Origin of the sequence: Micromonospora sp. NBC_00821 (assembly GCF_036347035.1) — a bacterium.
GTDB classification, from domain to species: domain Bacteria; phylum Actinomycetota; class Actinomycetes; order Mycobacteriales; family Micromonosporaceae; genus Micromonospora; species Micromonospora hortensis.
In genome coordinates, this window is sequence record NZ_CP108880.1 from 233794 (window position 1) to 258936 (window position 25143).

Sequence of the window (25143 nt, forward strand, 5' to 3'; positions counted from 1 at the left end):
TGGCAACCTCGCGGTCAGCCGAGTTGTTCCCGGATCTGCCGCTTGAGACGGCCCAGGATCGCCGTGCCGCCACGGATCCGCAGCGGGCTGATCGCCTGCGCCAGCCCCATCCGCTGATACAGGTCGTCCGGCACGGCCAGCACCTGCTCGGCGCTCGCCCCCGCCAACCCCTCGGCGAGGATCCCGGCGAACGCTCGGGTGGTGGGCGCCTCCGGCGGGCAGTCGAAGAGCGTCTCCACTGTGCGTTCCGGGGTCACCCGGGCGCGCAGGAAGAACGCCGTCTGACACTCGGGCACCTGTTCCATGCCCTCGCGCTCCGCGGTGCCCTCCGGCAGCGCCGGGAGCACGTCCGAGTACTCCAGGAGCAGCTCCAGAACCAGGTCGCGCGGCGCGGCGGCGAACTCGTCGACGATCTCGGCCAGTCGGGCCGGCATGTCAGCCATGCGTCGAGGCTACCGCCGTCGTGCGGGAGCGCCGGTCACACGGTGGGTGACTGCTCGCTGATCTCGCTGAGCGCGCTGGTGGGGTCGAGCTGCATGGCCAGGTCACCGAGCGAGACGATCCCCACCAGCTTGCGGTCACTGTCACAGACCAACACCCGCCGGATGCCCCGATCCCGCATGAGCGCCGCCGCCTCACCCGCAGTGCAGTGCTGCTCGATCATGACGACCTCGCGGGTGACGATCGAGCCGATGGTGGTGGCCGCGGGGGAGCTGTTCTCCGCCACGGCCCGCACCACGATGTCCCGGTCGGTGAGCATGCCGGCGAGGCTGGCGCCGTCGGTGACCACCACATCGCCGATGTCGGCCTCCTTCATCACCCTGGCCGCCTCGTCCAGGGTGGTCTCGGCCGGCAGGTACACGACCTGCTTGGTCATCACGTCACTGACCCGGTAACCGGTCATGAGAGCCTCCGAAGACGTTTCCACCCGATCCGACAGCACTACCCCGTGACGCGGCAGCTACACCAGGCTCGCACGAACCTGGCGTACCTCGTGGACGAGTCGATCCACCAGACCGTCCAGCGGCAGCTCGGTGTGCCCGTCGCCGGCCCGCTCGCGCAGCTCGACGTACCCCTCGGCGAGCCGGCGGCCGACCACGACGGCCCGAGGGATGCCGATCAGCTCGGCGTCGGTGAACTTGACCCCGGCCGAGACGTGCGTGCGGTCGTCGACAAGCACCCGCAGGCCGGCGGCGGCGAGACGCCCGCCGAGCTCCAGCGCCGCGTCGAGCTGCGGGCCCTTGCCCGCAACCACCAGGTGTACGTCACACGGCGCGACCGCCGCCGGCCAGACCAGTCCCCGGTCGTCGTGGTGCTGCTCGGCCACGGCCGCCACCGCCCGGGAAACCCCGATGCCGTAGCAGCCCATCGTCGGCCGGACCGGCTTGCCGGCCGGCCCGAGCACGTCGACAGCGAAGGCGTCGGTGAAGCGGCGGCCGAGCTGGAAGATGTGCCCGATCTCGATGCCCCGCCGAATGGTCAGCTCGCCCGCCTCGCACTCCGGGCAGGGGTCGCCGGCGCGGACTTCGGCCGCCTCGATGGTGCCGTCGGGTGTGAAGTCCCGTCCGCACACCACGTCGGTCGCGTGTCGGCCCGACTCGTTCGCTCCGGTCAGCCAGGCAGACCCGGTCACCACCCGAGGGTCGACCAGATAGCGGATGCCCAGTTTGTCGAGCAGTTGCGGGCCGATGTAGCCGCGAACCAGCTCCGGATGCTCGGCCCACTCGTCGAAGACGGTCACCTGTGCCGGGTGCAGCGCGGCACCGACCCGCTTCAGGTCGACCTCCCGGTCACTGGGCAGCCCGACGACCAGGAGTTCGGCCCGGTCGGCACCCGGCTGACGAACTGACAACACGACGTTCTTCAGGGTGTCGGCGGCGGTCCAACCGGCCCGACCGCCCAATTGGCGCGCGTTCGCCAACTCCACCAGGCTGGCGATCGTCGGAGTCTCCGGAGTGTCGTGCACCTCGACGGCCGGCCGCGCGCTCGGGTCACCGGCGCTCGGCACCCGGGTGGCCACCGCCTCGGTGTTCGCCGCGAAATCGCAGGAGGTGCAGCCGACGAAGGTGTCCTCGCCGACCGGCGTCGCCGCCAGGAACTCCTCCGAGGCGGAGCCGCCCATCGCGCCGGACATCGCCTGCACCACCGTGTAGTCCAGCCCCAACCGGTCGAAGATCCGCCGGTACGCGGCGCGATGCCGCCCGTACGCCTCCCGTAGCCCCGCCTCGTCCAGGTCGAAGGAGTACGCGTCCTTCATCAGGAACTCCCGGCCGCGCAGCAACCCGGCCCGAGGCCGCGCCTCGTCACGGAACTTCGTCTGCACCTGGAACAGCGTCACCGGGAAGTCCCGGTACGAGGTGAACAGGTCCTTGACCAGCAGCGCCGCCATCTCCTCGTGGGTGGGCGCCAACAGGTGCTCGGCACCGCGCCGGTCGGCGAGGGTGAAGATGTCGTCGCCGTACTCCGTCCACCGGCCACTCGTGCGGTACGGCTCGGCGGGCAGCAGCGCCGGGAAGTGCACCTCCTGGTCGCCGATCGCCACCAGTTCGGCGCGGACGACCTCGGTGATCCGATCAAGCACCAGCTTGCCCAGCGGCAGCCAGGTGTAGCCGCCCGGTGCGGCACGACGGATGTAGCCGGCGCGCAGCAGCAGCCGATGGCTCGGCACCTCCGCGTCGGCCGGATCCTCGCGCAGGGTCCGCAGCAACAGGGTCGACATGCGTAGCAGCATCCGCGCAGCCTACGGCCGGTGCGGCAGGATGAGCGATCCATTTCGATCCGAGCCGGACCCGATGCCGGCAACCATCGGCACCGTTGCTGACGTCTGCAAGGACACCAAGTCCTCGTACCCCGACCTGAAGGATTGGCCCGTGTGGACCCTCTGTTGAGTGAGTTCGACTCGTTCGTCCGTACCCGCACGCCAGCGTTGCTGCGCTCGGCCTACCTGCTCACCGGCGACCAGCACCTGGCCGAGGACCTCGTCCAGTCGGCCCTGGCCCGGACCCACCGCTCCTGGAACAGCCTGCACCACAGCGGCAACGCCGAGGCGTACACCCGCAAGACCATGTACCACCTACAGGTGTCCTGGTGGCGTCGGCGCCGGGTACCCGAGTCGATGCCGGGCGACCTGCCCGAGCCACGCGGAGGCGACTCGGCCCCGGACCACGCCCACCAGACCAGTCTGCGGCTCACCCTGCGGGCGGCACTGGCGAAGCTCTCCCCGAAGCAACGTGCCGTGCTGGTGCTGCGGTTCTTCGAGGACCGCACCGAGGCGGAGGCGGCGGACCTGCTCGGCGTCACGATCGGCACCGTGAAGAGCCAGACGGCCAAGTCACTGGCCAGGCTGCGCACCGTCGCACCCGAACTCGCCGAGCTGTACGTCCTGGAAGGGAGTACCCGATGAACGACCAGCGCCTCCGGCTCGATTTGACCGCCCTGGCCGACGAGGTCACCTCGGTCGACCTGCGGGACCGGACCCTGCGTACGTCCCGCCGGCTCGGCATCCAACGGGCGGTGGCCACGTCGGCAGCCGCGCTGGTGCTGATCGCCGCGGCGGCCGGTACCGCCTTTGCCATCCGACCGGACCAGTCCCCGACCCCGCTGCCCGCCGACACCCCGTCGGTCACCGCGACTCCGACGCCGTCGGCGTCCCCCACCCCGACGCCCTCCACCAGCGCCGGCGACACCCCCGGCGCCCCACCCAGCGGCGGAACGGGCACGAACACCCCGTCCGTGCAGTTCGGCAAGCTCTTCTACGGCCCCGCCAGGAACCCCGTCGGCGAGAACGGGAATCTGCGGTCATGGCGTCCGGGTGAGAGCCCGGTGCGACTCATGGAGCTGCCGCACACAGCAGCGATCCTCAACGTGAACGTGTCGCCGGATGGCCGCCGGGTGGCCTGGTCGGGCGAGGATGCCGAGGACAGCGGCGACCTCTACATCGCCAACGTCGACGGGTCGAACAAACAGAAGATGCGCTCGGAGGTCGACCCGTACTGCGTCACTCCGGCCTGGTCCCCAGACGGGCGGCAGTTGCTGTTCCGCGTGGATTTGCCAGGCGGTGGTCATGGCCGGTTCGGGTTATTGGATACGCGCTCCGAGAAGAGGACGGTGCGCTGGTGGCGCACCGAACCTTCGGCCTGCCATGCCGTCTGGTCGGCGGACGGTAAGACCATCGCCATGACCACCGATGTCGGGGTCACGGTCGATGCCGGGGTCGTGCTCTACGGCACGGACGGCACGAAGAAGCGAGCCATCCCCGGCTTCTCCCTCGACGGTTGGCACAGCAACGACATCGCTAGTCTCTCCCCGGACGGCTCCCGGATCGCCCTGCTGCGAATGAAACTCGGTGAGGACGACGGCAACCTCGCGCGTGATCTGCGGGCCAATGTGGTGTTGGACACCCGTACGGGCAAGCAGGTCTCGTTGCCGTTGGGTGGGCGCACCTTGGAACAGGTCTACTTCCAGTCGGACGGCTCGATGGTCGTGCGGGTCAAGGCCGGCAGCGGGTACGCGCTGCTGCTGGTGGACGAGGACGGCAGGAAGATCTCTGAGACCGCTGAGCCAGCGAGTCTGAAGGACGAGCAGATCCTGGCCGTCGTCGACTGACCGATCGGCGCGAGACGGGCGGGTCACCCTCAGGAGGCCCGCCCTTTCCGCGTCTGCGCACCGCCAGCGAATCGGTGTTGATCACGGTCGGTGAACTGCGAAAAGGTTGCCGGTGCGAGCGGATCCGACTGTCAGGTAGTAGCGCGCCGCGGCGGCAACTCGCCAGGGCCAGGGGCTCGTCTTGGGTGGTGTCAGGCACTGTGAGCCTCCACAAAGGATGGAAGCGATGAACCTCGGCCCGTTCACCCACACCACCCGTCCCGCCTCGGCCCGTCGTTCCGGTGCGCTCGCCGGTACCGCTGCCCTGCTGCTTCTGGCGTTCGGTGCGGCTGCCTGCGGCACCGCCGACCCGAAGGCCGCGCCCGCTCCGGCCGAATCGGCCACCGCCACCGCCGCTCCCTCGGCCGGCGACACCTCGGCCGCCGGCACCGGCGGCTCCGTGCCGGATGCGGCCCCGGCCGTCGCGCCGGCCCGCCCGGCGGTCGGCTCGACGCAGTGGCCGCAGCTCACCTGGTACACCGCCGAGGAGCACGGCCAGAAGCAGAACGACCCGGCCCGGATCTGGCGGCGTACCCCTGCTGGGACGTGGCAGGTGGAGCGTTCGGGCCGTCCCCAGAACGGCAAAGCCCTCAACGGCCCGCTCGCCGTCTCGCCGGACGGCCGACGGGCGGCCTGGGTGGAAGGGTCCGCCCGCCGGCTGGTGATCAGCGCGTTCGACGGCACGAAGCGGCACGTCATCCCGACCCAGGGCCAGCAGACCTGCGCGCCGAGCTGGCTCGACTCCGGGCGGGTGCTGTACGGCCTGGGGCGGGAGAAGGAGCTGACGCTCATCGCGGTCAACGCCGACGGGACCGGGCAGAAGGTGCTCGCCACCCACTACCCGAAGTGCCCGACGGTGTCCGGCGGATGGATCGCCCAGGTCGGCGCGCAGACCGTGGCGATCGGGGACGAGCGAGTCGTCCGACGTGCGATCAGCCCGCGCCTCCCCGCCGGCCTCGTCATTGGTGGGGTGGCGGCGATCTCCGGCAACGGCCGGACGCTGGTGATCAGCGCCCACACGACCAGCCCCGGGGGATGTGGGTGCAGCGAGCGGTTCCGCAACTACCGGCTCGACGCGGTCAGCGGGGCCGTCACCGAGCTGGCGCCGTTGGACCCGGCGTGGAAGCAGGCGACCGGGCATGGCGAAGCCGTCGACGGGGTCGTCCTGGCCGACGGCGGCCTGGTGGTGCAGATCAACGCGGCGACGCCGGCCGACGGCGCGCCGGCGTACCGGTTGGTCCGGTACGCCGCCAGTGGCCGGGTGCTGGCCACCGCGTCGGTGCCTGCCGGCCAGCCGTGGGGTGGTCTGCTGGGCTGAGCTCCCGGTGCAGCGTCACCGGGTACGAGGGACCGGCCACTCACGGGGGTGGCCGGTTCCGCCCGTCGTCTGTGCAATGACCTCCGACACGTAGTGGATTCGGGGCGGTGCCGGGCGTTCCTGCGGTGACAGACTGGTCGCCGCAGGCAACGAGTGGCGTGAGGGAGGCGCGGGTGCGCTGGCGCAGTTTTGTCGCGGTCGGGGACAGCTTCACCGAGGGTATGGACGACGCGTACCCGGACGGGACCTTCCGGGGCTGGGCGGATCTGGTGGCGACCCGGCTCGCCGCCGACGCGGGGCCCGACTTCCGGTACGCGAACCTGGCCATCCGGGGCCGGCTCTTTCCCAGCGTGGTCGCCGAGCAGGTGCCCTCCGCCGTCGCGATGAAGCCCGACCTGATCAGTTTCGCGGCCGGTGGCAACGATGTGCTGCGGCGCACCTTCGACCCGGACACGCTGGTCGCCCGCTTCGACGAGGTGGTCCGGCAACTGCGCTCGGGTGGCGCGGACGTGCTCCTCTTCCGGTTCGCGGACGTGATGGCCCGACTCCCCGGCCAACGCCTCGTCGCCCCCCGGGTGCAGCTGCTCAACCAGGCGGTCGGTGAGACCGCCGAGCGGCACGGCGCCATCATGGTCGACCTGTACGCCGACGACACGTTCCTCAACCCCATGCTCTGGAGCACCGACCGGCTGCACCTCTCCCCGGCCGGGCATCGCCGGGTCGCCGGGCAGGTGTTGAACGCCCTCGGGGTTGGTTGCGACGAGGAGTGGCTGATGGTTCCGCCGCACCCGTCGCCGTCGCCGTGGCTGGCCGCCCGCGCTTCCGACCTGCGGTGGGCCGGTCAGTACCTCGCCCCCTGGGTGAAGCGGCGGTTGACCGGTCGGTCGTCCGGCGACACTGTGACGGCGAAGCGCCCGCAACTCGGCCCGCTCGTCGACTGAGCATGATCACCCTGCACACGGCGGCCCTGCTGCGCCGCGACCGGGACGGCGAGTCGTTGCCTGACCACGCCGTGCTGGTCAGTGGCGACCGGATCGAGGCCGTCGGCCCGCTGGCCGAGCTGAGTTCGGCGTACGCCAACGCCCGAGTTCGCCGCTGGCCCGGCACGCTGGGGCCGGGTCTGCTGCACGTCGGCCCGCTTCCGCCCGCGCCGACCCCGCGTGAGCGGGTGCACGCGCTGCTGCGTACCGGGGTGACGGCGGTGCTGGCGGAACACCTTGCCGACCCCGCCCTGCGGGCCGCAGCCGAGCGCGGTGACCTGCTGGTGCTGGCCACCGCCGTGGCGCCGACGCTGCGGTCGGCCGGGCGGGCCGACCTCGCGGTGCACGGCGTCGACGGGGCCTGTCTGGTGACAGTCGTCGCTGGTCGGATCGCCCACCGTCGTGCCTGAACAGGTCGGAAGATCTCCACTGTGGAGTCGATCGATCGAATCGGGGTCGCCCGATGTCCGTCGTCCTCGATAGCATCCGCTGCCCCCGCTGATCGGAAGGCGGGGACATCGGGGAAAGGTGGATGAGGGATGACCCTCATACCTGGCACGACGACATCCGCAGGACCGGTCCGGGCACTGCTGGCCGTGGGGCTTTCCGTTGCGGTCGCCGCCGGGACGCTCACGCTCACGGCCACACCGGCCGCAGCGAACGAGGCGCTGAACCAGCCGCCGGGTGTGCCGACCGAGCTGCACACCTCCGGCGAGCCGTGCACGACGGCCGAGCCGTACCAGTTGTGGCAGAACGACGACCTGGCGCTCTCCGCCGTCCTGCACGACCCGGACGTCGACGAGAACGGTGGCACCGACCGGTTGACCGCGACCTTCGCGCTCTGGCCGGTTGAAGAGCCGACGGCTCGGATCGAGCGATTCGGGTACAACGGTCGGGAAGGCGATCGGGAGAGCGGCCTCTTCGAACGGGAAACGCTCACCCACGACCGGTTGTACGCGTGGCAGGTCCGGGCGGCGGACAGCCAGGCGACCGGCGAGTGGAGTGGCCTCTGCTATCTCCGGACCGACTTCCAGGGCCCGGAGGTCGCGCCGGTCGTCACCTCCACCGACTTCCCGGTCGAGGGCTGGCACCCGGCGCTGTCGGGTCAGTTCACCTTCGACGCGGCGGCGACACCGGACGCGGTCGGCTTCCGGTATGAGCTGCTCGGCGGCGACGGCGTCCACGCGGTGCCGGCGGACCAGCCCGGCGGCTCGGCCACTGTCACGCTCCGCCCGGATGCGGGGCCCAACACTCTCGTGGTGTGGAGCCTGGACGCGGCAGGGAACAGGTCGCCGGAGGCGCGGTACGAATTCCGGGCCAGCGACGTCGCGCCGATCGTCACCGGCAGACTCACCGAGATCGGCGTGCCGACCACGTTCACCGTGCAGCCGCAGATGGCGGGTGTGGTCCGCTACCGGTTCCACCTGGACGGCGACCCCGAGCAGACGGTGGAGGCGGCGGCCGACGGCACTGCCACGCTGACCGTCACCGCGACCCGGGGCGGCAACCGGACGCTCTCCGTGACCAGCGTGACCGCCGATGGCGTGACCGCCACCACGGCGAGCGCCTTCGCGCTGTCCACCGCCCCGAAGATAACCGCGACTGTCTATCGGCAGGGCGGCACCAGTGGTGGGCCGGGTGTGCCCGGTGTCTTCACCTTCACCCCGCGCCAGGCTGACGTGGTCAGCTACCGCTACAGCTTCAACACGGTGACCAGCACCGTGGCCGCGGCGGCCGACGGCACCGCGTCGGTGACCTGGACGCCGACCAAGGCCGGGCTGACCATGCTCACCGTCTGGAGCATCGACCGGAACGGCACCCAGTCGGGTTCGACGTCCTTCATCTTCTTCGTCGGCAATCTGCCGCCGAGCAACCCGGCGCAGGCCGGCGACCAGTAACCCGCCGATCGGCCGGCCCACCATCCCGTGCGGGTGGTGGGCCGGTCCTGTTACAGCGGTCGCGGCGGGCGATCCGGCGTACCTTGGGGATCATGTCTGTGCCGAACGATCCCGATCCCCGCCTCCAGTCGTACGCGGACCCCCAGCGGCTGGTCACCACCGAGTGGCTGGCCGAGCATCTGGGCGATGAAGGCCTCGTCGTCGTCGAGTCCGACGAGGATGTGCTGCTCTACGAATCCGGTCACATTCCCGGTGCGGTCAAGGTCGACTGGCACCTGGATCTGAACGATCAGGTGACCCGGGACTACCTGGACGCCAAGAGCTTCGCCGAGATGTGTGCCGCGAAGGGCATCGGCCGGGGCGACACTGTCGTCTTCTACGGCGACAACTTCAACTGGTGGGCCGCGTACGCCCTCTGGGTCTTCACGCTCTTCGGTCACGCCGACGTGCGACTGCTCGACGGCGGCCGGCAGAAGTGGATCGCCGAGGGACGCGAGGTGACCCGCGACAAGCCGGCTCGCCCGCGCGCCGACTATCCGGTGCCGCTGCGCGACGACGCGCCGCTGCGGGCCTTCCGTGAGCAGGTCATGGCGCACGTCGCCTCCGGGCGGCCACTTGTCGACGTCCGGTCGCCGGGTGAGTACACCGGCGAGATGCTGCACATGCCGGACTACCCGCAGGAGGGTGCGCTGCGCGGTGGACACATCCCGGGCGCGCTCAGCAAGCCGTGGAAGTCCGCGGCCAACGAGGACGGCACGTTCAAGTCCGCCGACGAGCTGAAGGCCATCTACGCCGACCAGCTCGGGCTGAGCCCGGACGACGACGTGATCGCGTACTGCCGGATCGGCGAGCGGTCCAGCCACACCTGGTTCGTGCTGCGGCACCTGTTGGGCTACCCGCAGGTGCGCAACTACGACGGCTCGTGGACGGAGTGGGGCAACCTGGTCCGGGCGCCAGTCGTCAAGGGCGACCAGCCCGGCGGCCTGACCGTCTGACCAGATCGTCGTGTGATCGACTCGGGTTCCCTGACGTCGGGCTGTCCCCCTCGCCGGGACACCGCGACATCTATGAGCCCGAGTCGATCACGTCGAGACCCGTGTCAGCTGGCGAGTGCGAACACGCCGCGCAGGTCGCGGACGATGCCGGTGATCTCGCCGGTCTCCGGGTGCCAGCGCGCCAGGGCGGCCGGTTCGAGTCGGAGTAGCACCGCGCCCTTGTTGTCCCAGCCCAGCACGACACAGCAGCCCTTGCTGCGATCCCGGCCCAGGTCGAGCAGGTGGAGCACGGCGCCGGTCCGCGCGTCCAGCACTGCCGCTCCCTCGGCGCCGTCGATCTCGCTGCTGATGATCCAGGCCGCCCGCGCCAGCCGCTCGCCGTGCAGCCAGCCCCGGCCGTAGAACTCGTTGACCTGGTAGGGCGAGGGCAGCCCCGAGGTGTTTACCGGTTGTTCGGAGCGGAGTTCGCCCTCCCGGGCGGTCCGGCTGCGCAGCTTCAGGCTGGCCCCCTCGCCGTACATGTCGATCAACGGGGCCTCGCGCCCGGCGGCCGGGTCGGGCGCGATCAACTCCCAGGTCGACACGTCGATAGTGCTGGCCGCCCCGGTGACCCGGTCCACCGCGTACGTCCGGTCGTCGCCTCCGACCAGCACCCGGTCGTGCGCCCACACCACCTGCTCCAGGTAGCCGTCGAGGGGTATCCGGCGGACGGCCGCCGTGGTGAGCTCGATCATGATCAGCTCTTTGGTCTGCGCGAACGCCGCCGACCGGCCGTCCGGCGACAGCACCCCCGGCTTCAGCGCGGGCGCCTCGTTGCCGCCCGCGTCCCGAGTCGGTGCCAGCGTCACCACGTCGAGGCTGCGCACCACGCCGTCGTTGCCGAGCACCCGGACCGGGCCGTCGGCGCGATACTCCTCGTCGACGGGCTGGAACATTGCCAGTGCCTGCTGGACCGGTCGCTCGGAGAGCGGCACTGTCGCCGGGTCGCCGAGCTTGGCCAACGGATCGGGCGGGTAGGTCAGCTCGGCGGGCGGTTTCTGCACCGGACCCGCGTGGGAGGGGTCGACGGTCGGGGTGACCGTCGGGCCGACCGGAGGGGCTGGCGTCCGGTCGGCGGGCGGTCGCAACGCCGCCACCGTGCCGCCACCGACCAGCACCACGGCCAGGGCGACCACTGCGACGGCCCGCCGGGTACGCCGGGTACGCCGAGCCCGCTCCCATCCGGCGGCGGCCGGCTGGCTGGGGAGCACGTCCTCGACGCTGACGGTCAGCAGTCGACGCAATTCCTGCTCGTTCACGGGTTCACCTCCAGGCCGCTGGCCAGATCGGCCGAGCCTCGGCTCGGTCGGGCATCGCGGGCGAGTTCCGGGGCCACCTCGCGGAGTCGGCGCAGCGCCGCATGGCACTGGCTCTTCACGGTGCCGACCGTCACCCCGAGCGCCTCGGCGGTGGCGACCTCGGTCAGGTCCTCGTAGTAGCGCAACACCAGCACGGCCCGCTGCCGCGGTGGCAGCAGGCCCAGCGCGTCGTGCATGGTCAGCCGTAACGCGCCGTCACGGTCGTGGGCCACCTGGTCCGGCGGTGCGGCGCTGAGCCATTCCCGCCGTCGGCGACGCCACCACGACACCGAGTCCCGGTAGAGAATGGCCCGCACGTACGCGGAGGGGTCGCCGTCGCGGACGGAGGACCAGCGCAGCGCCAGCTTGAGCAGCGCGTCCTGGAGGAGGTCTTCGGCCTGATGCCGGTTGCCGCAGATCAGGTAGGCCGCGCGGAGCAGCCGGTGCTGGTGGTTCTCCACGAAGGCGAGGTAGCCGTCGCGTCCGTCGTCCCTCGTCGGCGCCATCCGCCCTCCTCCCGGCCGTCGCGCTGTAGGCGTCACCTGGCAGACGCACGGGAGGCGGCAAAAGGTTGGGTCAGCTCGGTGGCGTTCCGGTCAGATAGCGCTGGAGCGTCGGCGCGATCCAGGCGACCAGCTCGTCCGGCGTGGTGTCCACCATGGGCGGCAGGCGGACGATGTACCGGGTGAAGGCGAGGCCGAGGATCTGACTGGCCACCAGGCCGGCCCGTCGGGCGGTCAGCGTCGGGTCGCTGCCGAACGTGGCCACTGCGGCGGTGAGCTGGTCGGCGAAGATGCCGCGCATGCGTTCGGCCGCGCCGGGGTTGGTGCTGGCGGCCCGCAGCAGCGCCACCAGGGTCTCGTCGCCCTCCCAGCGGGCGAGGAAGTGCCGGACCAGCACCTCACCGAGGCGGGCGGGCGGCACCGAGGTCAGGTCGGGCAGGCGGAGGTCGAACTCGGCCGCCGCCGCGAAGAGCCCCTCCTTGCTGCCGTAGTAGCGCATCACCATCGACGGGTCGATCTGGGCGTCGGCGGCGATGGCCCGGATCGTGGCGCGCTCGTAGCCGTCCGCCGCGAACCGTTCCCGGGCCGCTCGCAGGATCGCCGCCCGGGTGGCGTCGGAGCGGCGGGGCTGGGTCGACTGCGCGGACGGGGTCATGCCAACGACCGTAGGCCAACAGGTGTTGACACGCAATCAGGACGGCCCTAGCGTTGCCAACACATGTTTGCCAACAGGTGTTGGCAACGGTTTCTGGAGGTGGCCATGCTGCCCACGAGCACCGACGTCCTGGTGGTGGGCGCCGGCCCCACCGGTCTCGCCACCGCCTTGACGCTGGCCCGGCGCGGGGTCGAGGTGACAGTGCTGGACCGGATGGCCGCGCCGCCGACGACCTCCCGCGCGGCCGTCGTGCACGCGTACACCCTGGAGGTGCTGGACCAGATCGACGCCGCGGCGCCGCTGATCGCCCAGGCGGTGCGGACGCCGCGTTTCACAGTGCGCGACCGGGACCGGGTGCTGCTGTCGGTGCCGTTCCACGAGCTGCCGTCCCGCTTCCCCTACGCGCTGCTGGTCTCCCAGGCGGTCACCGAGACCGTGCTCACCGAGAAGTTGGCGGAACTGGGTGTCCAGGTACGACGGCCGTGCCAGCTCACCGGGCTCAGCCGCGCCGGTCACGGCATGCTCGCGCAGGTCGACGACGAGACACTGCGGGCCCGGTTCGTGGTAGGTGCGGACGGCCTGCACAGCACGGTCCGGCAGTTGGCCGGCATCGGCTTCACCGGCGACAGCGACGAGGAGTCCTTCGTGCTCGCCGACGTGCGGGTGCGCAGCGTGCTGCCCCGCGACGAGGCGGCACTCTTCCTCGCCCGCCCCGGACCGCTGGTCTGGGCACCACTGCCCGGTGGGGTGGTCCGGTTGGTTGCCGCCGTGGCGAGCGCCCCAGCCGAACCGGACGCGGCCTACCTCCAGGCGCTGCTCGACGAGCGCGGCCCGGCGCGACGACCCGACCGGGTGACCGAAGTGCTCTGGGGCTCCCGGTTCCGGGTGCACCACCGGATCGCCGACACCTTCCGAGCCGGGCCGGTGCTGCTGGCCGGCGACGCCGGACACGTGCACAGCCCGGCCGGTGGGCAGGGCATGAACCTCGGCATCTGCGACGCGGTAGCGCTCGGCACCGCAGTGGCGGACGTGCTCGACGGCGGCCCGGAGACGCTGCTCGACGACTACACCGCCCGGCAGCGGCCGATGGCCGAGGACGTGCTGAGCTTCGCCGCCGGGCTGACCAGGATGGCCGGTGTCTCCCCGGCTCGTCGGCCCGCCCGCGACGTGCTGCTCCGGCTGCTCGGTGCCGTTCCACCGGCCCGCCGACGCATCGCGCTGCGCCTGTCCGGGCTGTCGCACCGGGAGCGGACGCCGGGCTAGCCCGCGCGGCTCAACACAGCGGGCGCTGCCGGGCGCAGTGTCCGCCACGCGGCGACGGTGACCAGCGCGAAGGTCGCCGCCGCCGCGCCCGCCACCGGCGCCGTGCCGTACGCCGCGGCGGCCAACCCGGCGAGCGCCGCCCCGAGCGGCGCGGTGAGCAGACCAACCATCCGCTGGGCCGCACCGACCCGGCCCAGCAACCCGCTCGGCACCTGCCGCTGCCCGTACGACGCCCACAGGCTGTTCCACACCACGGTGCCGCCGGCGAAGACGGCCAGCGCGATCCCGCCCGACACCGGATGCCGAGCCAGCGCGAAGCCGGTCAGCGCCACTGTCTCCACGGCCAGCACCGCACGCAGCGCCGGCACCGTGCCGAGCCGGGCGGCGAGCCGCCCCGCCCCGAGCGCCCCCGCCACGCCCCCGACGATGGCGGCGGCGGCGAACAGCCCGTACCCGGCCGGCGGCACCCGGAGCACGTCCAGCGCGTAGAGCACCAGCACCGCCATGATTCCGCTGATCGCCAGGTTGCTCGCGGCGGTGAGCAGCGTGACCCGCCACAGGGTCCGGTGCGCCCGCAGCCAACGCAGCCCCTCGACGATCTCGCTCCACACCGAGCCGCGCCGTCGCGCCGTCGCTGTGGTGATGGCGGGACGCGGACTGAGGGCCAGCACGAGCACTGCGGCCGCCGCGAAGGTCACGGCGTCGAGGGCGAACGGGAGGGCCGGGGCGACGGCGAACAGGACACCGGCGGCGGGCGCCCCGAGGAAGCCACCGGCCACCGCCGACCCCGCCTGGAGCCGGCCGTTCGCCCGGGGCAGCGCGTCCGCCGGCACCAACGCGGGGAGCAGCGCGAACGACGCGGAGTCGAAGAGAGTGCCCAACGTGGCGAGCAGGAACGCCGCCACCAGCAGCACCAGCACACTGACCCGGTTGAGCGCGACCACCACCGCCAGCGCCGCCACCACTGCCGCGCGTACCCCGTCGACCAGCGCCATCGTCCGACGGCGGTCCCAGCGGTCCGCGTACACGCCGCCGAGCAGACCGAAGATCAGCGGCGGCAACTGCCCGGCCACCGTGACCGCCGCGATGATCCGCGGATCGCGGGTCACTGTCGCGGCCAGCAGAGCCAGTGCCGGGGTACGCAGCGCGTCCCCGAACCGGGACGAGACGGCCGCGGACCACAGGAGCCGGAAATCCCGGCCCAGAGCGGAGGAAGTCATGCCGGCGACCGTGCCGGTTCGACCGGGTCGAGGGTCAAGCCGCCGGGGCGAAAGGGGACCGCGCCTGTCGGTGATCATCGGTACGGTGAGCGCCGGCATCGGGACCGGGGAGACAACAGACGTGGATCACACTTTCCAGGTCGACCTACGTGGCGTGGTTGACCTGCTCAGTCATCACCTCTACGGCAGCCCGCGGGTCTACGTCCGCGAGCTGCTCCAGAACGCGGTGGACGCGATCACCGCCCGACGCAGGACCGAGCCGGACGCGCCGGCGCTGGTACGCATCGAACCCCCGGACAGCACCGGCGACGGCACACTACGGGTGCATGACACCGGCATCGGCCTGACCGAGGCGCAGGTGCACGAGCTGCTTGCCACCATCGGCCGCAGCTCGAAGCGCGACGAGCTTGGTTTCTCCCGGCACGAGTTCCTCGGTCAGTTCGGCATCGGTCTGCTCTCCTGCTTCCTGGTGGCCGACGAGATCCAGGTGCTCACCCGGCACGGCGACAACCCCACGGTTCACTGGACCGGGTACGCCGACGGCCGCTACGCGGTGACGGTGGCCCCGCCGGAGGCCGCCCGAGCCGAGCCGGGCACCACAGTCACGCTGGTGCCCCGCCGCGACGCCGACCAGTGGTTCACCACCGCGACAGTCACCGACCTGGCCCGGCTCTTCGGCGCGTTGCTGCCGGTCACCGTCCGCGTCGGCGACGTCGTCACCACCACCGGGGAGCCGCCCTGGCCGACCACGCCGGGTGCGCCACTGGACCGCGCGGCGCTGATCCGGTACGCCCGGGAGACGCTCGGCGTGGACCCGTTCGACGTCCTGCCGCTGGCCGTGCCGGAGGCCGGGCTGACCGGTGTCGCCGTCATCCTGCCGACGCCGGTGAACCCGGCGGCCCGGGCCGGGCACCGCGTCTACCTCAAGCGGATGCTGCTCACCGAGAACGCCGACGGGCTGCTGCCGGAGTGGGCGTTCTTCGCGCACTGTGTGGTGGACGCGACCGAGCTGCGCCCGACCGCCAGCCGGGAGGCCCTCTACGAGGACACCCTGCTGACGGCGACCCGAGAGGCGCTCGGCGACCAGGTGCGCGGCTGGCTGGTCCGGTTGGCCCGGCACGACCCGCACCGGCTGGCCGAGTTCCTCCAGGTGCACCACCTCGGCGTGAAGGCCCTGGCGCTGCACGACGACGAGATGCTCCGGCTGGTCGACCAGTGGTGGCCGATGGACACCAACGTCGGCACGCTCACCCTCGCCGAGTTCCGTGAACGCCACGGCGTGGTCCGCTACGCGGCCAGCCTCGACGAGTTCCGCCAGCTCGCCGCGGTGGCCGCCGCGCAGGACCTGGCGGTGGTCAACGCCGGCTACACGTACGACACCGAACTGATCGAGCGGCTGCCGGTGGTGGACCGCTCGGTGCTCATCGAGCGGCTGGAGCCGAGCGACCTCACCACCCGGTTCGACGCGCTCGACCCGCAGGTGGAGTTGGCGCTGCGGCCGTTCCTCGCGGCGGCGCAGCGGGCCGTCGAGCGGTCCGGCTGCGAGGTGGTCATCCGGGCGTACGACCCGGTCTCGCTGCCCGCGCTCTACCTGGTCAGCCGGTCGGCGGCGTTCAACGACCAGCTCGCCGCCAGCCGGGACCGGGCCGACGAGCTGTGGGGTGGAGTGCTCGACGCGCTCGCCGCCACCGCCCCGCCGGACCGCCCGCAGTTGGTGCTCAACCACCGCAACCCGCTGGTCCGACGGGTGACCATGCTGAGCGACCCGGAGCTGGTCGGTCTGGCCATCGAGGCGCTGTACGGGCAGGCGCTGCTGCTCGGCCACCATCCGATCCGCGCCGCCGACGCGGCGTTGCTGAACGATTCCTTCCTCGGCCTGCTCGGCCGGGCTGTCCCGGGACGGGAGTGAGCATGAGCGACGAGGATCTCTGGCGGGTGCTGCGCGGCATCTCCGACATGCCGTACGGGGCGGGGCAGATCGCCGCCCTGGAGCAGTTGCTGCGCCGGGTGGACGCCGCCGACGACCGGCACCTTGCATTCGTCACCCGGATGCAGGCCACCACCAGCTACATCTACGGCGGTGAGCCGGCCAAGTCCTTCGTGACCTTCTCCTGGTGCCTGTCCGAATTCGACAGTGACCCGCAGCCGTACCACCAGCGTCACCTGCACAATCTGCTCTGGCACTTCAAGTACATGATCAACGGGCTGCTGAACTTCCCGGAGGTGCCGCTCGACCGCACGTACGCCGTGCTGGACGACATGGAACGCCGCTACCGGGCCGGCGGGCACAGCCTGCAGGCAGTGCACAAGCACCGGTTCCGGGTCGCCGACCACGTGGGCGACGTCGAGGCCGCCGCGCACTGGTACCGGCTCTGGCAGACCACGCCGCGCGACGGCCTGTCCGACTGCGCCGGTTGTGACCCCACCAGCCAGGTGGGCCACCTCGCCGACACCGGGCGGGACGCGGAGGCGGTGGAGCTGGCCGAGCCGGTGCTCGCCGGCCGGCTCAACTGCAACGAGCAGCCGCAGTCGATCCTCACCGCGCTGCTCCTGCCGTACCTGCGGACCGGGCGGGCCGAGGAGGCGCGGGACGCGCACCGGGAGGCGTACCGCCGGCTGCGCGGCAACCTCGCCAACCTGTGGGACGTCGCGGACCACATCGAGTTCTGCACGATGACCGGCAACGAGGCGCGGGCGATCGAGCTGGTCGAGCGGCACCTGGACTGGCTGGACCGGCCGCCGTCGCCGGCCGCCGCCATGCACTTCGCGGCGGCGGCCACCGCGGCGCTGCGTCAGGCCGGCCCGTCGACCGTGTACCGCCGGGCCGCCGACGGCCGGCCGGCCGCCGAGGTGTCGGCGGCGTCGTTGGCGGACGAGCTGGCCGGGACCGCGACCGGTCTGGCCGCCCGCTTCGACGCTCGTAACGGCACGAGCCACCAGTCGCAGTGGGTAGCTCGTCGGCTGGCCGTGCAGGCGAGCGGGGAGCATGTGCCGCTGTCCGCGAGCGTCCGCCGCCGCCCGACCCGCCCGATCCGTCCGGTCGGGGATCAGCCCAGCGCACCAGCGTCGTCCGCCGAGCGAGTGCGAAGCGCGAAGGGTGAACGACCCGCCGTGACAGTGCCCGCCGACGCCGGCCCGGACGATCTGCTGGACCTCGCGGAGCAGAGCTGGGGCCGGCACGACCGGGCCACCTTCCGGACGGCACTTGTCGCGTTCGACGACCGGTTCGGCTCCGCCGAGCTGCCCGCCCGCACGTCCGCGCACCGGCTGGCGCTGCGGGCGTCCGAGCGTGGCGACGACGACATCGAGGGTGCGATCACGCTGAATCGGGCGGCGTTGGAGCTGTACCGGAAGGCGGACGAGGAGGTGGCCGCCCAGACGGTTGCCGGTCGGCTCGGCGTGCTGTTGACCCGGTCCGACGAGGACACCGAGGAGGGCCTGCTGCTGGCCCGGGAGGCGGCCGAGGTCCTGGACCGGCTCGGCGACGCCCAGCAGCGGGCGGCCGGACACGACCGGGTGGCGTTGGCGCTGCTGCACCGCGAGCGTTGGGCGGAAGCGCTCGCCGCGCTCGAACGGGTACCGGCCGACGCGGGCGGCGATCGGTACCTGGCGGCCCGGATCGCACTGCACCGTGGGCACCTGCTGGAGCAGGTGGACCGCGTCGACGAGGCCCGCGCCGCCGTCGAAGAGGCGCGCCGGATCGGCCGGGAGTTGGGCGTCGGCGAGGTGGTCACGGGTGCGTGCCTGGCGTACGCGCGGCTGGTCGACGATCCGGCGGACGCCGTGGCCGCCTGCGACGAGGCGTTGGCGGCGGCACCGGTGGACGCGGAGTTGCCGGTCCGGGTCACCCGCGCCCGGGCACTGTTGGCGGCCGGCCGGGCCCCGGATGCGGTGGACGACTTCGTCGAGGCGGTGACGCTGTGCGTGGAGCGGGGCGCCGAGGGGGACGCGTTCCTGCGGTGGGAGCTGGCGAACGCGTACCGGATGGTGGGCCGGCTCGCCGAGGCCGCCGAGGTCGCCGAGGAGGCCGTGCTCGGTCTGGATCGGCTGGGCGCCCAGGCGGAGGCCGATCGCTGTCGACACCTGCTGGCCGGCGTCTACGCCGGCCTTGGTGAGATCGACCCGTCGTTGGCACTGCTGGAGCAGCTGGCCAGCAATCTGGACGGACCGGACAACCTTCCGCACCGGGCGCAGGTGCTGGAGGAGGCCGGCGGGATCCTCTACGACGCGGACCGGGACGCGGCGGCGGGCGAGCGGTTCGCCGCCGCGGCTGAGGCGTACCGGCTCGGTGACCTGCCGCTGGACGAGCTGCGCGCCCGCCGGCGGGAGACGTACGCCTGGTTCTGGGCCGACGACCGGGACGCGGCGTTGCACGCCGTCGAGGTGGTGGACGGGTTAACGGCGAAGCTGGCCGGGCAGGCCGATCCGCCGGTGCTGTACGAGTTGGCGATGGCGGCCGAGGCCGGAGCACGCGTGCTCACCGGGCAGGACCGACCGGACGAGGCGCTGGCCCGGCTCACCGGGGTGCCGGACCGGTTGCGCTCGATCGAGGCGTTCGGCGAGGCCGCCCAGGTGGAAACCCTGATCGGTGAGCTGTTGCTGCGCCTGGACCGGCCGGCCGAGGCGGAGCCGCTGCTGCGCCGCGTGCTCGGTGGGTCACCGGCCGCCTCGCGGCAGGTCCGCCAGGCGGCCTGGCTGCTGGCTCGGGCGCTGGATCTGCTCGATCGACCCGCGGAAGCGGCAGCGCTGCGCGCGGAGCACGACCTAAACGAGGACGACTGATCTCGCCGGCCGCCCCTGGCCAGGTCAGGGGCGGCCCGGCCCGGGGCGGACGGAACTGACCGGCAACCATCGCGGGCTCCTCGCGGTCTAGGCTTGCCCGGTGACGGTGGAGCAGCAGGCACGGGGCGCGGCGGGTGCGGGCCGGCGCAGGTCCCGCAAGGACGAGATCCTGGAGATCGCGGTAGGTCTGTTCGCGGCGCGTGGCTATCACGGCGTGTCGATGGACGACATCGGCGCGGCCGCCGGGGTCACCGGTCCGGCGCTCTACCACCACTTCGCCGGCAAGGAAGCCATGCTGGCCGCCGCGCTGATTCCGGTCAGTGAGGGGTTGCTGGCCGGTGGGCGGGAACGTGCCGTCGGGCGCTCGGACGACCCGCGCGGCGTGCTGGAGTCGCTGATCGACTTCCACGTCGAGTTCGCGCTGGCCAATCCGGCGGTGATCGCGTTGCACCTGCACGAGCTGGACCGCCTGCCCGAGGAGCCACGGCGCCGGATTCGTCGCCTGCAACGGCTCTACGTCGAGGAGTGGGTGACAGTGCTCACCGCGCTGCACCCGGGGATGCCCGACGGTGAGGCGCGGGTTCTCGCGCACGCCGCGTTCGGCCTGATGAACTCGACGCCGTTCCTCGGTGGTGAGGTGGACCGGCGGCGCCGCGCCGAGCTGCTGCGCGGCGCGACCCTGGCCGCGCTGCTCGCCTGAGCCGACTCGTCAGAACCGTACCGGTCATGATTCCCTGACATCGTCCCACCATCCGGACGCCGGGAGGAAACATGATCGAGTCACTGCTGGTCGCCAATCGGGGCGAGATCGCCCGCCGGATCATCCGGACCGCCAAGCGGCTCGGCATCCGCGTGATCGCTGTGCACTCGGAGGCCGACGCCGATCTGCCGTTCGTCGCGGAGGCGGACGAGGCGGTTCTCATCGGCCCACCGAACCCGGCGCTGAGCTACCGCAACACCGAGGCGATCCTCGCCGCCGCGAAGTCGACGGGCGCGCAGGCCATCCACCCCGGGTACGGCTTCCTGTCGGAGAACGCCGAGTTCGCCCGTACCGTCGAGGCGAGCGGCCTGATCTGGGTCGGACCCGACGCGGACGCGATCACCGCGATGGGCGACAAGATCAACGCCCGGAACCTGATGGCGGCGGCCGGTGTTCCGGTCGCGCCCGGCACCACCGATCCGGCCGCCGACCTGGACGCCGCGGTGACGGCCGCGGCCGAGATCGGCTACCCGGTGATGGTCAAGGCCGCTGCCGGCGGTGGCGGCATGGGCATGGGCGTGGCCGCCGACGAGGCCACGCTGCGCACCGAGTACGACAAGGTGCGCGCGTTCGCCGAGCGGATGTTCGGCGACGGTTCGGTGTTGATCGAGCGGTACTTTCCCCGGGTACGGCACGTCGAGGTGCAGATCCTCGGCCTGGCCGATGGCCGGGTGGTGGCGCTCGGCGAGCGGGAGTGCTCGGTGCAGCGGCGCAACCAGAAGCTGGTCGAGGAGTCCCCTTCGCCGGCTGTCTCGCCGGAGCTGCGATCCCGGCTCCTGGCGGCTGCGGTGCGGGCCGGCGAGGCGGTCGGCTACCGCAACGCTGGCACCGTGGAGTGCCTGCTCGACCCAGCCACCGGCGAGTTCTTCTTCCTGGAGATGAACACGCGGTTGCAGGTGGAGCACCCGGTGACCGAGTACGTCTACGGCATCGACCTGGTCGAGGAGCAGTTGCGGGTGGCCTCCGGGTTGGCGCCGACGTTCGACCCGGACGCGTTGACCCCGAGTGGGCACGCCATCGAGATGAGGATCAACGCGGAGGACCCGAAGCGTTTCCTGCCCGGCCCGGGTGTGATCAGGACGTGGGTGGAGCCGACGGGCGAGGGTGTCCGGGTGGACTCGGGCTACACCGAGGGCAACACTGTCACCCCGTTCTACGACAGCCTGCTGGCCAAGCTGATCGTCAGTGGCGCGACCCGCGACGAGGCGCTCGACCGCGCCACGGCAGCCGTCGCGGCGTTCCAGATCGAGGGCCCGAAGAACAACGTCCCCTTCTTCGCCGAGCTGCTCACCAACGACGAGTTCCTCTCGGGCGCCTACGACACCAGCATCGTCTCCCGCATGCGCTGACCCCACCCTGACCGCCCCGCTGACCGCCCCGCTGACCGCCCCGGTGATCAAGAGGTTTGCGTCAGGATTCGCGCCGCGGATGACGCAAACCTCTTGATCAACAGCGGGGTGGCATGCTGGGAGGACCCCCTAAGCACTGCTTTCGTCACAGTGAGGTGACCCCTTATGGCGGACCTGCCAGATTCCGTCTCGATCCGCGAGGTTGGGCCGCGGGACGGGTTGCAGAACGAGGACCCGATCCCGACCGACGCCAAGGTGCGGCTGCTCGACGCCCTCTCCGGCACCGGCGTACGCCGCATCGAGGCGGTGTCGTTCGTGCACCCCAAGGCGATTCCGCAGATGGCCGACGCCGACGAGGTGTGGCAGCGGGCGGTGAAGGCCGACGGGGTGCGGTACTCCGCGCTGGTGCCGAACACCCGGGGTGCCCAGCGGGCCCTCGCCGCCGGATTCACCGAGATCGAGGTGGTGGTCTCGGCCAGCGACACCCACAACCGGCGCAACGTCAACCGGTCCACTGACGAGTCGCTGGACGACATCGCCGAGCTGATCGACCTGCTGCACGGGGCGTCGGCGCGGGTCGAGGTGATCGTGGCGACCAGCTTCGGCTGCCCGTACGAGGGGGACATCGACCCGCAGCGGGTGGCCGGGATCGTGGACCGGGTCGTCCGCGACGGCGCGGACCGGGTCGCGTTCGGCGACACCACCGGCATGGGCACCCCACGTCGGGTTCGCGAGCTGCTGACAGCGGTACGCGACAGCAACGCGCAAGTGCCGGTCCTGCTGCACTTCCACAACACCCGGGGTACGGCGCTGGCCAACCTGCTGACCGCGCTGGAGCTGGGGGTGACCGAGTTCGACGCCAGCGTCGGTGGGCTCGGTGGCTGCCCGTACGCACCGGGTGCGAGCGGCAACCTCGCCACCGAGGAGGCCGTGCACATGCTGCACGACATGGGCATCGACACCGGCATCGACCTGCCTGCGCTCATCGAGGCCGCGGAGCTGGCCGAGGAGTTGCTCGGCAAGAAGCTGCCGTCCGGCGTGCTGCGGGCCGGTCCGCGTACCCGGCTGACGCCGCTGCCGAGCTGAGGACGCGAGGGGAGGGGCCGGCGCACGCGCCGGCCCCTCCACGTGCCAGGTCGATCAGCTCACCGAGGTGAGCGCGCTCGGCCAACTGTCGCGGAAGATGTCCGCGCTGCGGTCGGTGGCGCTGAACGTGCCGGCGAAGAGGTTGCTCACCCGGCTCGCCTCGGCGGAGCTGGGGTAGGCGTTGGTGCAGCTGGTGCCGGCGCTGCCGCCGGACATCAGCAGCGCGCAGTTTCCGTTGTAGTTGTCCGGCAGGCCGAGGATGTGCCCGATCTCGTGGGTCATGATCCGCAGCACGCTGTACTGGGCGGCCTGCTGGGTGTCGATGTAGACCCGGCCGTTGCCGAGGCTGGTCCGCTGGGCGTACGAGCCGCCGCCGGTGATCCGGTAGATGCGCAGGTTGGAGCCGCAGTTGGCGGAGAGCGTCAGGTTGACTGTGGCGTTGTTCCAGATCGAGGCGGCCTGGTTGGCGACGCTGGCGTAGCTTCCCGCCTGGCTGGTGTTGTAGCAGATGGTCATGGCGGCGGACGCGGGCGAGGGGTTGGCGACCGTGATGCCGAGGGTGGCGAGCGTCGTCGTGAGCAACGCGACGGCGAGCCGATTGAGTCGTGAGGTCATCGCTGACTCCGATCTGGGAGGAGGGGTGCCAGGAGCCTAGCGATATGTATTCACGTTTTTCAATGTCTTGCTCTCAGCTTCGCTGTCTGGTTCGCTCGTAGGTCGCCGACAACCTCGCCGATGCGCTAGCCTAACGATCGTTCAGGTCAGTATGGCGGAGGAGTCGGCGTGACGCTCGACGGTGAGGCACTGGAGCAGCTGCGCAAGCGGGCCCGGTCCGGCGGCGCGGACAAGTACCACGCGGCCAACGCGGCCAAGGGCAAACTCTTCGCCCGTGAACGGGTCGCGCTCCTGGTCGACGAGGGCTCGTTCGTCGAGGACGGCCTCTACGCCAACACGATGGCCGAAGGGCTGCCCGCCGACGGCGTGGTGACCGGCACCGCCACCATCGACGGCCGACAGGTCTGCCTGATGGCCAACGACTCCACGGTCAAGGCCGGCAGCTGGGGCGCCCGCACCGTCGAGAAGATCATCAGGATCATCGAGCGGGCGTACGGCGCCGGCGTGCCGATGGTCTACCTGGTCGACTCGGCCGGCGCCCGGATCACCGACCAGGTCGATCTCTTCCCCGGCCGGCGTGGCGCCGGCAAGATCTTCTGGAACCAGGTCCGCGCCTCGGGCTCGATCCCGCAGGTCTGCGCGCTGTTCGGCCCGAGCGCAGCCGGTGGTGCGTACATCCCGGCGTTCTGCGACGTGGTGGCGCTGGTCGACGGCAATGCCAGCATGTACCTCGGCTCCGACCGGATGGTCGAGATGGTCACTGGCGAGAAGACCACGCTGGAGGCGATGGGCGGGGCGAAGGTGCACACCGCCGAATCCGGCGTCGGGCACTTCCTCTGCAAGACCGAGGCCGACGCGCTCGACGTCGTGAAGACCTACCTGTCGTACCTGCCGGCGAACTGGACGCAGGCGCCACCGACCGCACCGGCGGTCGCCGCGCCCGCGAAGGCCGACCTGGCGGCCTTGGTGCCGGCCAGTGAGCGGCAGGCGTTCGACATGCGGCGGTACGTCAAGGGTCTGCTCGACGAGGGTTCCTTCTTCGAGATCCAGGCGCTTTGGGCCAAGGAGCTGACCATCGGCTTCGGCCGTCTCGACGGTCAGGTCGTCGGCGTGGTCGGCAACAACTCGATGTTCAAGGGCGGCGTGCTCTTCGTCGACTCGGCCGACAAGGCCACCCGGTTCGTGCAGCTCTGCGACGCGTTCAACGTGCCGCTGCTGTTCCTCAGCGACGTGCCCGGCTTCATGGTCGGCAGCGCCGTGGAGAAGCAGGGCATCATCCGGCACGGCGCCAAGATGATCACTGCGATCTCCGAGGCGACAGTTCCGAAGATCTGCGTGGTGGTCCGCAAGGCGTACGGCGCCGGTCTCTACGCGATGGCCGGCCCCGGGTTCGAGCCGGACGCGACCATCGCACTGCCGACCGCGAAGATCGCCGTGATGGGGGCCGAGGCCGCCGTGAACGCTGTCTACGCCAACAAGATCGCCGCCATTGCGGACGAGGACGAGCGGGCGGCCTTCGTCGCCGCCAAGCGGGCCGAGTACGAGCAGGACATCGACGTCGTCCGGCTGGCCAGCGAGTTGGTGGTGGACGCCATCGTCGAGCCGCACGACCTGCGCACCGAGCTGGTCCGTCGATTCGCGGCGGCCCGTACCAAGGATCGGCACTTCTCCCGCCGTCGGCACGGCGTCACCCCGGTCTGATCATCGACTCGGGCCCGCACAGCGACCCGCCCCCGGC

The 25143-nt window shown here is 71.6% G+C and carries 22 protein-coding genes; 14 read left to right on the plus strand and 8 right to left on the minus strand.

Annotated elements, in window-relative coordinates; genetic code table 11:
* Positions 1 to 14 precede the first annotated feature (14 nt).
* From OHB44_RS01100 to OHB44_RS01110, 3 genes are read right to left on the minus strand one after another with little or no spacing between them, the layout of a single operon-like run.
* Positions 15 to 443, minus strand: a complete 429-nt coding sequence (locus OHB44_RS01100) for a SufE family protein (RefSeq protein ID WP_238687650.1) — start codon at positions 441 to 443, stop codon at positions 15 to 17.
* Between the two features lie 35 nt (positions 444 to 478).
* The gene (locus OHB44_RS01105; protein WP_030487636.1) at positions 479 to 904 is read right to left on the minus strand and encodes a CBS domain-containing protein; all 426 of its coding nucleotides are present in this window, start codon (positions 902 to 904) and stop codon (positions 479 to 481) included.
* A gap of 57 nt (positions 905 to 961) precedes the next feature.
* Positions 962 to 2731, minus strand: a complete 1770-nt coding sequence (locus OHB44_RS01110) for a proline--tRNA ligase (RefSeq protein ID WP_330439395.1) — start codon at positions 2729 to 2731, stop codon at positions 962 to 964.
* A gap of 141 nt (positions 2732 to 2872) precedes the next feature.
* Here OHB44_RS01110 and OHB44_RS01115 point away from each other — a divergent pair, with 141 nt between their 5' ends.
* The 7 genes from OHB44_RS01115 (at position 2873) to OHB44_RS01145 (ending at position 9835) form a co-directional block, all read left to right on the plus strand.
* Positions 2873 to 3403 carry a SigE family RNA polymerase sigma factor gene (locus OHB44_RS01115; RefSeq protein WP_112726603.1) on the plus strand — a complete coding sequence of 177 codons (531 nt, stop codon included), beginning with the start codon at positions 2873 to 2875 and terminating at the stop codon, positions 3401 to 3403.
* On the plus strand, positions 3400 to 4605 hold the full coding sequence (locus tag OHB44_RS01120; RefSeq protein WP_330439396.1) for a hypothetical protein: 1206 nt from the start codon (positions 3400 to 3402) through the stop codon (positions 4603 to 4605). The genes OHB44_RS01115 and OHB44_RS01120 overlap by 4 nt, the downstream gene beginning before the upstream one ends.
* A gap of 226 nt (positions 4606 to 4831) precedes the next feature.
* A complete protein-coding gene (locus tag OHB44_RS01125; RefSeq protein ID WP_330439397.1) occupies positions 4832 to 5962 on the plus strand; it encodes a hypothetical protein in 1131 nt (376 codons plus the stop codon).
* 173 nt (positions 5963 to 6135) lie between these two features.
* The gene (locus OHB44_RS01130; RefSeq protein WP_238687704.1) at positions 6136 to 6903 is read left to right on the plus strand and encodes an SGNH/GDSL hydrolase family protein; all 768 of its coding nucleotides are present in this window, start codon (positions 6136 to 6138) and stop codon (positions 6901 to 6903) included.
* A gap of 2 nt (positions 6904 to 6905) precedes the next feature.
* The gene (locus tag OHB44_RS01135; protein WP_238687653.1) at positions 6906 to 7352 is read left to right on the plus strand and encodes an imidazolonepropionase-like domain-containing protein; all 447 of its coding nucleotides are present in this window, start codon (positions 6906 to 6908) and stop codon (positions 7350 to 7352) included.
* A gap of 129 nt (positions 7353 to 7481) precedes the next feature.
* Complete coding sequence (locus OHB44_RS01140) at positions 7482 to 8840, plus strand: hypothetical protein (RefSeq protein ID WP_330439398.1); 1359 nt, start codon at positions 7482 to 7484, stop codon at positions 8838 to 8840.
* 92 nt (positions 8841 to 8932) lie between these two features.
* Positions 8933 to 9835 (plus strand): sulfurtransferase, encoded by a 903-nt coding sequence (locus OHB44_RS01145; protein WP_238687655.1) that lies wholly within the window; start codon positions 8933 to 8935, stop codon positions 9833 to 9835.
* Positions 9836 to 9939: 104 nt separating this feature from the next.
* Here OHB44_RS01145 and OHB44_RS01150 read toward each other — a convergent pair whose 3' ends face one another.
* The 3 genes from OHB44_RS01150 to OHB44_RS01160 form a co-directional block, all read right to left on the minus strand.
* Positions 9940 to 11133 (minus strand): hypothetical protein, encoded by a 1194-nt coding sequence (locus OHB44_RS01150; RefSeq protein WP_330439399.1) that lies wholly within the window; start codon positions 11131 to 11133, stop codon positions 9940 to 9942.
* Positions 11130 to 11678: a SigE family RNA polymerase sigma factor gene (locus tag OHB44_RS01155; protein ID WP_330439400.1), complete on the minus strand. Its 549-nt coding sequence runs from the start codon at positions 11676 to 11678 to the stop codon at positions 11130 to 11132. Before OHB44_RS01155 ends, OHB44_RS01150 begins: the two co-directional genes overlap by 4 nt.
* 70 nt (positions 11679 to 11748) lie before the next feature.
* Entirely contained in the window at positions 11749 to 12330 is a 582-nt protein-coding gene (locus OHB44_RS01160; protein WP_266304092.1) for a TetR/AcrR family transcriptional regulator, read from the minus strand.
* 105 nt (positions 12331 to 12435) lie between these two features.
* Between OHB44_RS01160 and OHB44_RS01165 the strand changes: the two genes are divergently transcribed.
* The gene (locus OHB44_RS01165; protein ID WP_238687659.1) at positions 12436 to 13593 is read left to right on the plus strand and encodes an FAD-dependent oxidoreductase; all 1158 of its coding nucleotides are present in this window, start codon (positions 12436 to 12438) and stop codon (positions 13591 to 13593) included.
* On the opposite strand, the gene OHB44_RS01170 is transcribed toward OHB44_RS01165, so the two are convergent.
* A complete protein-coding gene (locus OHB44_RS01170) occupies positions 13590 to 14813 on the minus strand; it encodes an MFS transporter (RefSeq protein WP_330439401.1) in 1224 nt (407 codons plus the stop codon). The genes OHB44_RS01165 and OHB44_RS01170 overlap by 4 nt on opposite strands.
* A 121-nt stretch (positions 14814 to 14934) precedes the next feature.
* On the opposite strand from OHB44_RS01170, the gene OHB44_RS01175 reads away from it, so the two are divergent.
* The 5 genes from OHB44_RS01175 (at position 14935) to OHB44_RS01195 (ending at position 22790) form a co-directional block, all read left to right on the plus strand.
* Positions 14935 to 16722: an HSP90 family protein gene (locus tag OHB44_RS01175; protein WP_238687661.1), complete on the plus strand. Its 1788-nt coding sequence runs from the start codon at positions 14935 to 14937 to the stop codon at positions 16720 to 16722.
* A 2-nt stretch (positions 16723 to 16724) separates the two neighbouring features.
* Complete coding sequence (locus OHB44_RS01180) at positions 16725 to 19595, plus strand: hypothetical protein (RefSeq protein WP_330439402.1); 2871 nt, start codon at positions 16725 to 16727, stop codon at positions 19593 to 19595.
* Between the two features lie 100 nt (positions 19596 to 19695).
* A complete protein-coding gene (locus tag OHB44_RS01185) occupies positions 19696 to 20295 on the plus strand; it encodes a TetR/AcrR family transcriptional regulator (protein ID WP_238669677.1) in 600 nt (199 codons plus the stop codon).
* 71 nt (positions 20296 to 20366) lie between these two features.
* Positions 20367 to 21704 carry an acetyl-CoA carboxylase biotin carboxylase subunit gene (locus OHB44_RS01190; protein WP_330439403.1) on the plus strand — a complete coding sequence of 446 codons (1338 nt, stop codon included), beginning with the start codon at positions 20367 to 20369 and terminating at the stop codon, positions 21702 to 21704.
* 165 nt (positions 21705 to 21869) lie between these two features.
* A complete protein-coding gene (locus tag OHB44_RS01195; protein ID WP_330439404.1) occupies positions 21870 to 22790 on the plus strand; it encodes a hydroxymethylglutaryl-CoA lyase in 921 nt (306 codons plus the stop codon).
* Between the two features lie 54 nt (positions 22791 to 22844).
* Here OHB44_RS01195 and OHB44_RS01200 read toward each other — a convergent pair whose 3' ends face one another.
* Positions 22845 to 23405, minus strand: coding sequence for a snapalysin family zinc-dependent metalloprotease (locus OHB44_RS01200; protein WP_330439405.1), 561 nt, complete (start codon positions 23403 to 23405; stop codon positions 22845 to 22847).
* Between the two features lie 168 nt (positions 23406 to 23573).
* Here OHB44_RS01200 and OHB44_RS01205 point away from each other — a divergent pair, with 168 nt between their 5' ends.
* A complete protein-coding gene (locus OHB44_RS01205) occupies positions 23574 to 25106 on the plus strand; it encodes an acyl-CoA carboxylase subunit beta (protein ID WP_238669690.1) in 1533 nt (510 codons plus the stop codon).
* Positions 25107 to 25143: the final 37 nt, after the last annotated feature.